This is a genomic window from Mesorhizobium sp. M7A.F.Ca.CA.003.01.2.1 (assembly GCF_003998945.1).
GTDB classification, from domain to species: domain Bacteria; phylum Pseudomonadota; class Alphaproteobacteria; order Rhizobiales; family Rhizobiaceae; genus Mesorhizobium; species Mesorhizobium ciceri.
The window spans coordinates 1-14,138 of sequence record NZ_RZRA01000029.1 but is presented as its reverse complement, the minus strand read 5'-3'; the positions used below and the strand labels follow the sequence as shown (position 1 = coordinate 14,138).

Genomic DNA, 14,138 nt, shown 5'->3' with positions numbered 1-14,138 from the left:
GACATAGATCAGGGCGAGGGGGCGGCGGCTGCGCGATTAGTGCGCTGCGGATTTGGCATCCACCAGATTCGAGATCGGGATCTGCAATGAAATTCGGCACAGAGATCGTCCTTCTAAGCGTGTTCGCTTTTGCGGCCCTGGTGGCCGCCGGCTTCGGCGTGGATGAACCTTTCCGCCGACACATGTGGGTGTTGTTCTTCGCAGTGGCTGGTTTCACTGCGATCCTGTTGCGCAACACGGAGTTCAGGCCAGCAGCTCCGATTGACCCATCCGCTTACATGGATGGTCCGATCCGCTACGGCGCGATCGCCACCGTGTTCTGGGGTGTCGTCGGCATGCTGGTCGGCGTGGTGATCGCGCTGCAGCTCGCCTACCCCGATCTCAACATCCAGCCCTGGTTCAATTTCGGTCGTTTGCGGCCGTTGCACACATCCGGTGTCGTTTTCGCCTTCGGCGGCAACGCGCTGCTTTGCACGTCTCTGTATGTCGTGCAGCGCACCTGCCGCGCGCGCCTCTTCGGCCGTGATCTCGCCTGGTTCGTCTTCTGGGGCTACCAGCTGTTCATCGTCATGGCCGCGACCGGCTACCTGCTCGGCATCACCGAGGGCCGCGAGTACGCCGAACCCGAATGGTATGTGGATGTCTGGCTGACCATCGTCTGGGTCGCCTACCTCATTCTGTTCCTTGGCACGATCCTGAAGCGCAAGGAACCGCATATCTACGTGGCCAACTGGTTCTACCTGTCGTTCATCGTGACCATCGCGATGCTGCATGTGGTCAACAACCTGTCCATACCAGTCTCGTTCCCGGGCTCCAAGAGCTACTCCGCCTTTTCAGGGGTCCAGGACGCCTTGACGCAATGGTGGTACGGCCACAACGCGGTCGGCTTCTTTCTCACCGCCGGCTTCCTCGGCATGATGTATTATTTCGTGCCCAAGCAGGCGAACCGGCCAGTCTATTCGTACCGGCTGTCGATCGTCCATTTCTGGGCTATCATCTTTCTCTACATCTGGGCCGGGCCGCATCACCTGCACTACACCGCCTTGCCCGATTGGGCGCAGACGCTCGGCATGGTGTTCTCGATCATGCTGTGGATGCCGTCCTGGGGCGGCATGATCAACGGCCTGATGACGCTGTCCGGCGCCTGGGACAAGCTGCGCACCGATCCGATCATCCGCATGATGGTGATGGCCGTCGCCTTCTATGGCATGTCGACCTTCGAAGGCCCCATCATGGCGATCCGGGCGGTCAATTCGCTGTCGCATTATACCGACTGGACCATCGGGCACGTCCATTCGGGTGCGCTCGGCTGGGTCGGCATGATCTCGTTCGGCGCGATCTACTACATGGTCCCGAAGCTCTGGAACCGTCAACGGCTCTACTCGCTGAGGCTCGTCACCTGGCACTTCTGGCTGGCGACACTCGGGATCGTCGTCTACGCCGCGGTGATGTGGGTGTCCGGCATCATGCAGGGCCTGATGTGGCGCGAATATGGCGAGCAGGGCTTCCTGGTCTACTCCTTCGCCGAAACCGTCGCCGCCATGCACCCCTACTATGTCCTGCGCGCCATCGGCGGCGCCATGTACCTCTCCGGCGCCCTGATCATGGCCTGGAACATCACCAGGACCATCCTCGGCCACCAGCGCGAGGAGGAGCCGATGCCGAGCCCCGTCGCCATCCGACCTGCGCGATCAGGAGCCAGGTAATGGGCTTGATGGACAAACACGCAATCATCGAGAAGAACGCCACGCTTCTTCTCGTTGGCTCGCTGCTCGTGGTGACGGTCGGCGGCATCGTCGAGATCGCGCCTCTCTTCTATCTCGACAACACGATCGAGAAGGTGGAAGGCATGCGCCCCTATTCGCCGCTCGAACTTGTCGGGCGCAACATCTATATGCGCGAGGGCTGCTACCTCTGTCATAGCCAGATGATCAGGCCGTTCCGCGACGAAGTTGAGCGCTATGGCCACTACAGCCTGGCTGCCGAGTCCATGTACGATCACCCCTTCCAGTGGGGATCGAAGCGCACCGGGCCGGATCTCGCCAGAGTTGGCGACCGCTACTCGAATGCATGGCATGTCGCGCATCTTACCGACCCGCGCTCGGTGGTGCCGGAATCGATCATGCCGAGCTATGGGTTCCTGAAAGACACGCCGATCGACGTGAAGGATTTCTCGACGCATCTGGTCGCCAACAGGCTTGTAGCCGTCCCTTACACCGATGACATGATCGCCCACGCCAATGCGGATCTGGCGGCGCAGGCCGATCCCAATGCCGACACATCAGGCCTTGAGGCGCGTTACCCAAAAGCCAAGATCGGCGACTTCGACGGCAACCCGCAACAGGTCACCGAAATGGATGCCCTGCTCGCCTACCTGCAGATGCTTGGCACACTGGTCGACTTCAAAAATTACGACGAAGCCGCCGGCTACCGCTGAGGAGAACGCTGATGACCTACAATTTGATGCGGGCGTTTGCCGACAGCTGGGGCCTGGTTGCGATGGCGCTGTTCTTCGTGGGGTGCATCGCCTTTGCCCTACGCCCCGGCAGCCGAAGGCTGGCCGACGAAGCGGCCCGCATTCCGCTCGAGGACGAGTGATCATGAGCGACGAGCATATCGATGAAATCTCTGGCGTCTCGACCACCGGCCACGAATGGGATGGTATCCGGGAGCTGAACAACCCGCTTCCCAGATGGTGGGTTATCACTTTTTACGTCACCATTGTCTGGGCGATAGGCTACACCATTGCCTATCCAGCATGGCCTCTGTTGCACTCGGCGACAACGGGTGTGCTCGGCTATTCCAGCCGCAACGAGGTCAGGAACGAGCTGACCGCGGCTGAGGCCGCCAAGGGCAAATATATCTCGGCGGTGGAGTCCAAGAGCGTCTCGGAAATCGCCGCGGACGACGGCCTGCGCGAATTCGCAATCGCCGCCGGTGGCGCCGCTTTCAAGGTCAATTGCGTACAATGTCATGGCTCCGGCGCCCAGGGTTCCAAGGGCTTTCCCAATCTCAACGACGACGACTGGCTGTGGGGCGGCAAGGCCGAGCAGATCCAGCAGACGATTACGCACGGCATCCGCTTCGCATCCGATCCGGACACGCGCCTGTCGGAAATGCCGGCCTTCGGCGACATCATTACCGCCGACCAGATCGCACAAGTCAGCGCCTACGTGGCCAGCCTTTCCGGCAAGGTCCGCGATGCAAGTCTGATCCAACCCGGCGCCAAGGTCTTTGCCGAGAATTGCGTGGCCTGTCACGGCGACAATGCAAAAGGCAACAGGGAATTCGGCGCCCCCGACCTGACCGATGCGATCTGGCTCTATGGATCCGGTGAGACAGCCATCGCCGCACAGGTCCGTGCGCCAAAACAGGGCGTCATGCCGGCCTGGGTTGGCCGTCTCGGCGAGATCAAGGTCAAGGAACTTGCAGTTTATGTCCATTCGCTTGGCGGCGGAGAATAGGAATGGAAGGTCCTATTCTTCGGTCCCCCCTGCCAAGCGGACGAGGCCCGGCGTGAGCCGGGCCTCGACACCATCCCTAATGCGATCTGCACAACCCGGCAAGGCTATCCTACGGCGAGGCTTTACGACAGGTGCCCCTGACATTGGCTGGGAAAGTGGAGTTGCACATGCGTGACAAGACGCAGTTGACAGGGCTCGAAACAGAAACTGTCAATTCCGCCAAAACCCGCAAGCCGCTTTATGCCGCGCGTCAAAAGATCTTTCCGAAGCGCGCCTCGGGCAACTTTCGTCGCTTCAAATGGCTGGTGATGACGATCACACTTGGCATCTATTACCTGGCTGCGTGGCTGCCTTGGGCTCGCGGTCCATTTGCCCCGGACCAGGCAGTCCTGCTCGATCTCGCGAACCGGCGCTTCTACTTCTTCTTCATCGAGATATGGCCCCAGGAATTCTTCTATGTGGCCGGCCTCCTGGTCATGGCGGGCGTCGGTCTTTTCCTGATCACCTCGACTGTCGGCCGTGCCTGGTGCGGCTATGCATGCCCTCAGACGGTGTGGGTCGATCTGTTCCTCGTCGTCGAACGTGCGATAGAGGGCGACCGTAACGCTCGCATGAAACTCGATGCAGGCCCCTGGACCGCCCGCAAGCTGATGCTGCGCTTATCGAAGCACGCCGTCTGGCTGGTCATCGGTGCGGCGACCGGCGGCGCCTGGATTTTCTATTTTGCCGATGCGCCGACGCTGGTTGGCGAACTCTTCACCGGCACCGCGCCACCCGTCGCCTACATCACTGTCGCCGTGCTGACGGCTACCACCTACACGTTCGGCGGTCTGATGCGCGAGCAGGTCTGCACCTACATGTGCCCATGGCCGCGCATCCAGGCAGCGATGCTCGACGAAAGTTCTCTCACCGTCACCTACAATGACTGGCGCGGCGAACCGCGTTCTCGCCACGCCAAGAAGGTCCTTGCCGCAGGGCTGCCGGTCGGTGACTGCGTCGACTGCAATGCCTGCGTCGCGGTCTGCCCGATGGGGATCGACATCCGCGATGGCCAGCAGATGGAATGCATCACCTGCGCGCTGTGCATAGACGCCTGCGACGGGGTCATGGACAAGCTCGGCAAGGAGCGCGGGCTGATCTCCTATGCGACACTGTCCGACTACAACGCCAACATGATGCTGGCGACCGCGGGCGGCTCCAGTTCAGTCAACCCGTCGCAGGTCAGGACCGCTGATGGCCTGTTCTCCGACAAGGTGGCGCATTTCCATATCCGCAAGATCTTTCGGCCACGCACCTACGTCTACATGGGTATCTGGTCGCTGATCGGCCTGGGTCTGCTCTATTCGCTGCTGACGCGCGATCGGCTCGAAGTCAACGTGCTGCATGATCGCAATCCGCAATTTGTCACGCTGTCCGACGGCTCGATCCGCAACGGCTACACCGTCAAGCTGCTCAACATGATCCCCGAGCCAAGGACGATCGTTGTCGCGATTCAAGGCTTGCAGGGCGCCGAGATGAGCGTGGTCGGCGACGACATCCCGGAAGGCCGTTCTTTTGCCATTCCGGTCGAACCCGACCGCCTGAAAATGCTGAAGGTCTTCGTGCGCCAGCCGGCGGATCAAATCCAGGGCACAGCGCAGACCTTCAAGTTCCGTGTCGAGGACAAGGCGAGCTTCGAGGCGGACGAATACACCGCCACCTTCAACGCGCCGGAGACTGCCAGATGACCGCTAACGCTGAAAAACCCCGCGTATTCACCGGCAGGCACATGCTGGCCATCATCCTAGCCTTTTTCGGGGTGGTCATCGCGGTCAATCTGACGATGGCAACGCTCGCCAACACGAGCTGGACCGGCCTTGTCGTCGAAAACACCTATGTGGCGAGCCAGCAGTTCAACAAGAAGGCCGAGGAGGGGCGGGCGCAGGCAGCGCTCGGCTGGACCGGCAAGCTGACCATCGCATGGGGCGAGGTCCGCTATAGCCTTACCGACGCCGTCGGCAAGCCGATTGCCTTGCATGGCGTCAAGGTGCTGTTTCGCCATCCCGCCTACGAGAAAGAGGACAAGGCGGTCAACCTCGCCCTCGCCTCCGGCCAGGAATTCGCAGCCCAGCACATGCCGAAGGATGGCGTCTGGATCGTCGAAGTCGACGCTGACGCCGGTCTGGCCGAGCCCTACCGCGAAGTCCGCAGGATCATGATTTCCCATGGAGCGCTGAAATGAGTTGTTGTGCACCGGGCGCCGAAATGGCGCTTGATCTGGGCAGCACCACGTCGGTCCTGCCGTCTAGTCAAGAGATCAGGCTGGCGAGCCGATCGCTTGGAGATGATCTCCGCCAAACCGATCTTTCGGTGCCGAGCGTTCATTGCGCAGCTTGTATCCAGACGATCGAGACGGCGTTGGGAACGCTCGATCGCGTCGAGAGCGCCCGCGTCAACCTGTCGACGAAACGGGTCTCGGTCCGCTGGCGTGGCGACGAGGTTCCACCGTTCGTCGCCGCGCTTGGACGGCTCGGCTACCAGGCGCATCTCTTCGCCCCCGAGATTGATGAAAAGGACAGGACGCTTTCGGAGTTGATCCGCGCCGTCGCGGTTGCCGGGTTCGCGGCGGGCAATATCATGCTGCTTTCGGTCTCTGTCTGGTCCGGGGCCGAAGGGGCTACCCGCGACCTGTTTCACTGGGTCTCCGCATTGATCGCCATCCCAGCGCTCGCCTTCGCCGGCGGCATCTTCTTCCGCTCGGCCTGGAATGCACTGCGCCACGGCCGCATGAACATGGACGTGCCGATCGCGGTCGGAGTGTCGCTCGCTTACGCCATGAGCCTCTATGAGACGATCAACCATGGCGACCACGCCTATTTCGACGCGTCGGTTTCGCTGCTTTTTTTCCTTTTGATCGGCAGGACGCTGGATCACGTGATGCGCGAACGTGCCCGCACCGCGGTGAAAGGCCTGTCGCAGCTGGCCGCACGCGGCGCCATGGTGCTGCGCGGCGATGGCGCGCGCGACTATCTGCCGGTTGGCGAGATCGAACCGGGGATGCAGCTGCTGATCGCGGCCGGTGAAAGGATCCCCGTCGACGGCAAGATCATCCACGGAGCGTCTGATCTCGACTGCTCGCTGGCCTCAGGCGAAAGCGCGCCGAAAAACGTGGCGCCGGGCGAAGCCGTGCAGGCCGGCGTGCTCAATCTTACCGGCCCGCTGACGATCGAGGCGACCGCCGCCGCGAAGGATTCGTTCCTCGCCGAAATGGTTCGGCTGATGGAAGCCGCAGAGGGCGGTCGCGCGCACTATCGCCGCATCGCTGATCGCGTGTCGGCACTCTACGCGCCCGTGGTTCATCTCACCGCCTTCGTGACATTCCTGGGTTGGATGGCGGCGACGGGCGACTGGCACCGGGCGATGACGATCGCCATTGCCGTTCTGATCATCACCTGCCCGTGCGCGCTCGGCCTCGCCGTACCGATCGTTCAGGTGGTCGCCGCGCGGCGTCTGTTCGAGAACGGCATCATGGTCAAGGACGGTTCGGCCATGGAGCGCCTGGCGACGATTGATAACGCAGTGTTCGACAAGACCGGAACGCTCACGCTCGGACAACCCCGGCTCCTCAATGCATCGTCGATCGATCCGGCCATGCTGGCAATCGCGGCAGACATGGCCGCGCACTCGCGTCACCCGTTTTCAAAGGCCATAACCGGCTTTGCCGCTCCTGGCGGGCAACACAAATTCGATGCCGTCACAGAGCATCCGGGGTTCGGGATCGAAGCCACTGTCGCCGGAAGCATCTGGCGGCTGGGTCGACGCGGATGGGCTGGATGGAAGGCCCGGACCGGTGGTGAAGGCAACCATGGCTATGGCGGAACGGTGCTGACAAAAGACGGGTTCATTGTCGCGACCTTCGATTTCGAGGATGCGCTGCGCGCCGACGCGGCGGCGGCGATCAAGCGATTGAACGATACTGGGGTGTCGATGCAAATGCTGTCGGGCGATACCGCAGGTGCCTGCGGTGAAGTTGCAAGAATGCTGGGTGTCGAGGACTTCGTTCCGTGCCTGCTGCCGTCGGGCAAGGTCGAGCGCATCGAGACCCTGGCGAAAGACGGACACAAGGTTCTGATGGTTGGCGACGGCCTCAACGACACGCCGGCGCTGAGCGCGGCGCATGTCTCGATCGCTCCGGCCACCGCCGCCGACATTGGCCGCAATGCCGCCGACTTCGTATTCCTGCGCGAAAGCCTTCTGGCAGTGCCTCTCGCGCTGGACGTCTCGCGCAAGGCGGGACACCTGATCCGCCAGAACATCGCGATTGCGATCGTCTACAATGCCGTCGCCGTGCCGATCGCCATCCTGGGCCACGCCACGCCTTTGTTAGCGGCGATTGCCATGTCTGCCTCATCGGTGCTTGTTATTGGAAACGCATTGCGCTTGCACGGCTTCGGGGCGAATGCGACGCTGCAAGTTATTCAAAAAGTCGGACGCTCCGCAGTCAGCTATTCGGCATAATCCTCGTGACGACGTTGCTCTATCTCATACCAGTGGCCCTTTTTCTGGGTGCACTGGGTGTGTCCGGCTTCGTCTGGGCATTGCGAAGCGGTCAATACGAAGATCTCGACGGAGCCGCCGAGCGGATACTAATTGATCGGGACGACAAACCGGAACGCTGATTTCAATCCGCTGTGCATAAGATGCGCGGATCGCGCTCGTCAGTCGAGCCGGCTCGGTCGGGAACAAGCTGTCCATGCTCCATGCTCCATGCTCCATGCTCCATGCTCCATGACCATCTTGACCTAAGCTGCACACTACATTTGTGAAAAGCCTCTGTCGTGCGAAGGACTGCCTCCCATTGCACCCAGTATGAGGCGTGTGATGCCACGAGAGTACCTCGCGTGGCCGGACGAGAGCTTGGCAATGTGCGCACGGGTTCCAAAGTGGAACGTCACGGTCGATCACCTGACCGTGAACCGCCAGTGCCGATTGGTCATGTCTGGCTGATCCAGATCAGGGTCATACTCATCGGCGTGGTCTATTGACCAGTCTTCGACGGAGAAATGCATGACTTACGGAAAGATTGGTCGTCATTATCAGCACCTTCACGGTTCTGGGTTTTCTGTCGTGTGGTCGGCCATGCCTTGTGCTTACGGCGCAGCCATTAGCTGACCGGCGTCGTGTGTATCTCGCTTGCTGGCTGACCATCCGCGTGGCTTGCGCGGACAGGGGGCCGATCAACAGCTTTCGCCTTTGATGGGTTGTGTGCGTCGTTGCCGATCCATCCCGATTCCCGGCCCGCGCCTTGAGGCTATGCGACGGTACCGGAACCCAGCGCACGTCACGCGGTTCCGCGCGCGTGGTGTCCGCTCGTCACGACGATGAACGAACAAGCGGCTGGAGTACCATGAACACCGTACACATCATCGACTGCCACAATGCAAATGACTACTTCGCCGACAGGCAAGAGGGACCGATCGTGCAGCACTTGTTAAAGGCTGTCAACATCCGCGCGGAGCTCCAAATGGCGTTGAACCGAACGAAATTTGGTGAGGCTGTAGTACGAGCGATGGAGGCGGAGTGCGACGTGCTTCACATCGCCGGGCACGGCAATGGTGACGGGATCGCTTCGTCCAGTGGGCGAAGTGGCCTTCTTTGGGCTGACTTCGTAAAAATGTTCCAGGGCTCGCATCCAGCGCCGAAGATCCTCGTGATGTCAACGTGCTGCGGAGCATCATCGGGGTTGGGACGTGCGTTTTCGAAATCGATCAACCGTCCGAAGTTGATCATTGGTTCGAGTGACGCGCGCTATTTCGACGACTATGTCGCCGCGTGGGCTTTGCTCTATCGGCGACTGAATTGCAAGGACATCGACATCGAAGCCATGCAGCAGGTTCTTGATGAGATATGCGCGGTCGTGGATAAAAGTTTCCGCTACCTTGGCTGGGATGACGAGAGAGAGCGCTACGTTCGATACCCTCACCCTCGCAAGAGAGCCCGCTTCGACGTCGTGGAGCGTGAGTAGTATGCGCAAGGGTTCCAGGTGGAATGTGGCGATCGATGCGGCGCGGCCGTCGCTGACCAGCGTCGCGAGTGTCTCGCTTGCTGGCGGCGATCTGCGCGGCTGCGCGGCGAAAGGGCGGGATCGGTTAGCCGCATCCACCTCTGAGCGCTTTGAGTGCTTCGTTGCCGATCGATGCGAATCTCCCGGCCCAGCGCCTTTAGGCAATGCGGCGGGCACGGAGCTCATGTCACTCGGCTCAGTTCCACCGTTACACGAGGATAGGCGACCGGATGGCGGCACGCTGATGGGCTCTGACGATAATTTTGACATCGTTGTCGTTGGAGCCGGCCCGGTCGGCCTTTCGTTCGCTGCGTCGCTTGCCCAAAGCGAACTCAAGGTGGCAGTTGTTGAACAGAACACATTCGATAGTCTGGCGAATCCGGCTTTCGATGGTCGCGAAATCGCGCTGACCAACGCTTCGATCAGAACCCTTCGCGAGCTCGGCGCCTGGGATGTCATCCCGGCTTCGGACAAATCAGCACTTCAAGGCGCGCGCGTGCTCAACGGCTCGAGCGCATTCGCTCTTCGTTTCGATCCTCCCAGCAACTCTGGAGAACCGCTGGGGGTTTTGGTTCCAAATTGCCGGATCCGCGAGGCGCTGTTCAAAATCGTCCGCTTGCAGGATCGCGCCCGGCTGTTGTGCGGCCACTCGGTCGTCGATGCAACAAACAGCCAAGAAGGAGCAGTCGTAACGCTCTCTAATGGCGCGCGTTTAACTGCTCGGCTGGTTGTTGCCGCGGATTCGCGTTTGTCCGCCACGCGTGATCTGCTAGGCATCGGCGCCGATATCAACCGGCTTGGCCACTCGATGCTGATTTGCCGAGTGAGGCACGAGCGCGCCCACCACCAGATCGCCATCGAATGGTTCGATCACCATCAGACGATAGCGATATTGCCCCTCGCGGAGGGCATGTCGTCGCTGCTGCTCACATTGCGCTCAAACGAGGCCTATAGACTGCTTGCCTTCGATGATGATTTGTTCCTGTCGGAGTTGACGAAACGGTGTCGAGGGCGCCTTGGAAAAATGACCTTGGCAAGCAAGCGCCACACCTATCCGCTGGTCACGACCTGGGCGCACAAATTCCGGGCGCCGAGCGCCGCACTCATCGGCGACGCTGCCATCGGCATGCACCCGGTGACCGCTCACGGATTCAACATCGGTCTCAGCAGCCAGAAGCAACTCGCCCGTGGAATCATGACTGCGTGCCGCGACGGCCGCAATGTTGGCGACCCCGACATGCTGCATATATACGAAAGGCGGCTGCGCCTGTCGGCGGCGCCGCTCTACCATGCAACGAACATATTGGTTGGACTCTACTCCAGAGACCACCTGGCGGCACGGCTTGCAAGGCATCTGGGGCTTCGCTTTGCCCAACATGTTCCCCTTGTCCGGCATGGGATTTCGGCGGAGCTCCAGCGGTGATACTGCACCAGCAGTCGCATTTTTGCGCGTGCTGGGCGAGCGATGAGAGAGTGCATGATGCACCGGAGTAATCCTGCTCCCCGACGCTGATCTCCGATTGAAGAATTAACCCGTCCTTCAGGGGGGCTGCATAGGCTGCGGACAAGCAGGAGTAAGCAAGCTGACCCGTCCAGCCTTGGAAAAAGAAGATCCGCTGGAGGCGAGAATCCTTCAGGACCAGCTCGCTGATCTGAGGGCAGGCCTTTTCGTCTCAATGCCGATAAGCATTGTGCTGTCCGGGCTGATTTTGACCGTGCAGGCCCTTTCCGGGAACGGTCTTGCTGGCGCGGCCTGGTTTTCGGTCGTTAATGCGATAAATGCCGCCCGCCTTGCACTCGCCCGTCATCAGCTGAAGGAACCCGGAGTCCAGGATGATCTGACACGGGTTTGGCTGCGGCTTCGCTGGTTTGGCAGGCTTGCTCTTCTGGCGGGATTCACCTGGTCATTCCTTGCCGTCCTAACGGCTGGATACACGACGTCTCAAGCATCGCTGCATCTAATAATTCTGGCGGGCATTTCAGCTGGCGCGGTCACGTACGGCAGCTCATATGCTGCGGCAGCGATATGCTTCATCACACCGCCACTCCTCATTGCCGCCGCATGTTTGCTGACGAAGGGAGCCCCGGAAAACTACATTCTGGCTTTTGCCGTCCTGCTTTTCGAGGGCGGCCTGGTTCGATCCTCGTTCGTTGGACAAGCGCGCTTCCGTGACGCGAGCCGCCTGAGACATCAAGCCGAGCGGCTTGCCGCGGAAATGGAGCGCAATTCCAGGGAGGACCATCTTACCGCGCTCCTCAACAGGCGGGGCCTCGAACATGCAATCGATCAGTTTGAGAACACCGATGGACCCTTTGTGGCCATGCTGATTGATCTGGACGGGTTCAAATCTGTCAACGATACCTACGGTCACAGAACGGGTGACGAGCTGCTTGCCAGGATCGCCCGCCGAATAGAGGAAGAAGCACCGGAGGGCTCAACGCTCGCCCGCATCGGTGGGGATGAATTCGTGCTGGTTTTTTCTTCGCGAAAGAATTCTCCTTCTCCCACCAATCTCGCGTCCAATCTCATAGCCAAGCTTGCTCGCCCCTATCCTGGGATCGCATCAGTCCGCATTGGAGCGTCTATAGGAATCTACTTGGCTGAAAACCCCGGACTAACGGAAATGTTGTTGCGGGCCGACATCGCCCTTTACACAGCTAAGCGCCGCGGCAGGAATGAATTTTGTCTGTTCGATGCCGAGCTAGCCCGGGAGTTGCAACGCCGCCAGTCAATCGAACGCGATCTTCATTCGGCGATAACGATGAGAAGCTTGGTCGCTTGGTTTCAGCCAATCGTAAGACTCGAAACTGAAGCCGTCGTCAGTTTTGAAGCCTTGCTAAGATGGTCTCACCCGCTTCACGGTCCCATTTCTCCGCCCGAGATCATGACAGCGGCACGCGAAACTGGAATGCTTCAGCTGCTAACTCAAACGGTATTCGCCGACTGTTGCGCTCTTATCGAGGGCTTGGTCAAAGCTGACCGTCGTGATGTTCGTGTGGCGATGAATGTTTCACCGTGCGAGTTGGAAGCTGGCGATATTGACGAGATGATTCTTAATGGTCTGGCGGCAAAAGACCTCCCTGCAACGATGTTCGACATCGAGATTACCGAAGAAGCCCCAGTGGATCCGGACAGAGTGGATGAAAAGCTCGCCCGGCTTTCACATGCTGGCATTTCTATCGCGCTCGATGACTTCGGCACCGGTTTTTCGACGTTGGCATCGCTCAAGGACAGTCGGATCAGGAAGGTGAAAATAGATCAGGGCTTCGTTCGCGGCTTAGCCAAGTCCCGGGAGAATCGGCTGCTTGTCAAAGCGGTGATTGATCTTGGTAGGACGCTCGGGATCGAGGTCATGGCCGAGGGCGTTGAAACAGAGGCAGATCGGCAAACTCTGTACAAGCTTGGCTGCAGAACCGCGCAGGGCTTCCTGTTCTCTAAGGCAGTGCCTCTCCATTTGGCACTTGATTCGGTAGTAAAAGAGCACGCGAAGGAGTTGTGACCGGCCTCTCCGTCCGTGCTGCTCGCGGAACTTTCATGTGGGGTGGACCTGACGCGCGAAAGCCGTTTCGGACGGTAGAGTTATTACGGGGGCGAAACTGAGCACGTGGTTTGGATAGCAGCAATCCGGTCCACCGGCGCACATGCAGCGGCTTCATACAAGCGTTCAAGTTGCGAGATGAGCTTGAGTGAACGACGTCGGAGAATTGCGTCCTTTGGACGCTGGTTTCGCGGTTCCCGTAGGATTCGATTACGGGAAGCGTTCTTGGCTGCTTCTCGGCTCAGCGCTCATCGGGATGAACAACGTACCCGCGGTCAAGGTCTTCGCGACCTCAACCCAGTCACCATCCCGCAACAGCAGCGGTCGGGTCCTGATCAAGCGCTCAGCCTCAGCACAGGTGCTGGAGCAACGGTAGAGCGCGGAAAACGTGTATCGGAATGCGCTGGCTCACCATAGGAAGCTGCCACGGCATGTCGAATGTCCCCAGGGGGCGGACCGTTCCCTTGCATTTGTCTCGATGACGGGCTCTCAAAGCTAAAGCCAAGAGAGCTTTATAAAAATCGCACCCGATCGGCTGCGCAACGACGACCAGCTGAGGCCCGATCGGGTGCTAAGGTCGTGCCAAAAAAGGCGCGTCACTGTCGCATTTCTAGCCGGCTTGCGATCGGACGTCATCTCTTGGCGATCGCTGCCCCTTCTCTCAAATGCGCTTAGCGGCGCCGATGGCGAATAGCGCAAGCTTTTCCACCCGTTTCTACTCCACTACCGAGACTCGTCACCAACCTCCTTTTATTCGCTTCCATATGGCCCATCCTGTCTCCAATCGAGGAGGAGCGCGAACATGGGCCAAGCCGTAGAACGTCTCAGTCTCGGGAATTCTTCTGCTCGCCAAACTGCCGTTGTCGCCGGCACCATATTTGGCAGGGTGACAGTGCACGACAAGATATCAGGCGTTCTTGTCTGGGCTGAACTATGCTTGCAAGCCATAACCCAAAAATCGCCGATCCCTTTGAATTCGAGCCGGATGAATGGGTGTTTCAAAATTTTTGGCGGTTTTAGGCAGAACCCTCCGATGGCCCGCGTACCGGTCAAGCTTCGTGAGCACTTTAGGTTCGTCGATCAGGCATAGGT

11 protein-coding genes are annotated in these 14,138 nt (G+C 59.9%); all 11 read left to right on the top strand.

From position 1 onward, the window contains the following. The first annotated feature begins 86 nt into the window (after positions 1-86). The 11 genes from ccoN (at position 87) to EN969_RS02835 (ending at position 13,007) form a co-directional block, all read left to right on the top strand. Positions 87-1,706: a cytochrome-c oxidase, cbb3-type subunit I gene (ccoN, locus tag EN969_RS02885; protein ID WP_063169225.1), complete on the top strand. Its 1,620-nt coding sequence runs from the start codon at positions 87-89 to the stop codon at positions 1,704-1,706. Further along, positions 1,706-2,437, top strand: coding sequence for a cytochrome-c oxidase, cbb3-type subunit II (gene ccoO / locus EN969_RS02880; protein WP_063169224.1), 732 nt, complete (start codon positions 1,706-1,708; stop codon positions 2,435-2,437). Before ccoN ends, ccoO begins: the two co-directional genes overlap by 1 nt. An 11-nt stretch (positions 2,438-2,448) precedes the next feature. After that, positions 2,449-2,598 (top strand): cbb3-type cytochrome c oxidase subunit 3, encoded by a 150-nt coding sequence (locus EN969_RS02875; RefSeq protein WP_024502864.1) that lies wholly within the window; start codon positions 2,449-2,451, stop codon positions 2,596-2,598. Between the two features lie 2 nt (positions 2,599-2,600). Continuing rightward, on the top strand, positions 2,601-3,464 hold the full coding sequence (ccoP, locus tag EN969_RS02870; protein WP_063169223.1) for a cytochrome-c oxidase, cbb3-type subunit III: 864 nt from the start codon (positions 2,601-2,603) through the stop codon (positions 3,462-3,464). A 167-nt stretch (positions 3,465-3,631) separates the two neighbouring features. After that, positions 3,632-5,191, top strand: coding sequence for a cytochrome c oxidase accessory protein CcoG (gene ccoG, locus EN969_RS02865; RefSeq protein WP_063169222.1), 1,560 nt, complete (start codon positions 3,632-3,634; stop codon positions 5,189-5,191). Then, positions 5,188-5,685 (top strand): FixH family protein, encoded by a 498-nt coding sequence (locus tag EN969_RS02860; protein ID WP_063169221.1) that lies wholly within the window; start codon positions 5,188-5,190, stop codon positions 5,683-5,685. Before ccoG ends, EN969_RS02860 begins: the two co-directional genes overlap by 4 nt. Next, positions 5,682-7,961 (top strand): cation-translocating P-type ATPase, encoded by a 2,280-nt coding sequence (locus tag EN969_RS02855; RefSeq protein ID WP_063169220.1) that lies wholly within the window; start codon positions 5,682-5,684, stop codon positions 7,959-7,961. Before EN969_RS02860 ends, EN969_RS02855 begins: the two co-directional genes overlap by 4 nt. Positions 7,962-7,966: 5 nt before the next feature. Continuing rightward, the gene (gene ccoS / locus EN969_RS02850) at positions 7,967-8,122 is read left to right on the top strand and encodes a cbb3-type cytochrome oxidase assembly protein CcoS (RefSeq protein WP_081714250.1); all 156 of its coding nucleotides are present in this window, start codon (positions 7,967-7,969) and stop codon (positions 8,120-8,122) included. A 728-nt stretch (positions 8,123-8,850) separates the two neighbouring features. Further along, on the top strand, positions 8,851-9,468 hold the full coding sequence (locus EN969_RS02845; RefSeq protein ID WP_063169219.1) for a hypothetical protein: 618 nt from the start codon (positions 8,851-8,853) through the stop codon (positions 9,466-9,468). Between the two features lie 280 nt (positions 9,469-9,748). Then, positions 9,749-10,930: a 5-demethoxyubiquinol-8 5-hydroxylase UbiM gene (gene ubiM / locus EN969_RS02840; protein WP_024502870.1), complete on the top strand. Its 1,182-nt coding sequence runs from the start codon at positions 9,749-9,751 to the stop codon at positions 10,928-10,930. Between the two features lie 175 nt (positions 10,931-11,105). Further along, the gene (locus EN969_RS02835; RefSeq protein WP_082826564.1) at positions 11,106-13,007 is read left to right on the top strand and encodes an EAL domain-containing protein; all 1,902 of its coding nucleotides are present in this window, start codon (positions 11,106-11,108) and stop codon (positions 13,005-13,007) included. The last annotated feature ends 1,131 nt before the right edge of the window (positions 13,008-14,138 follow it).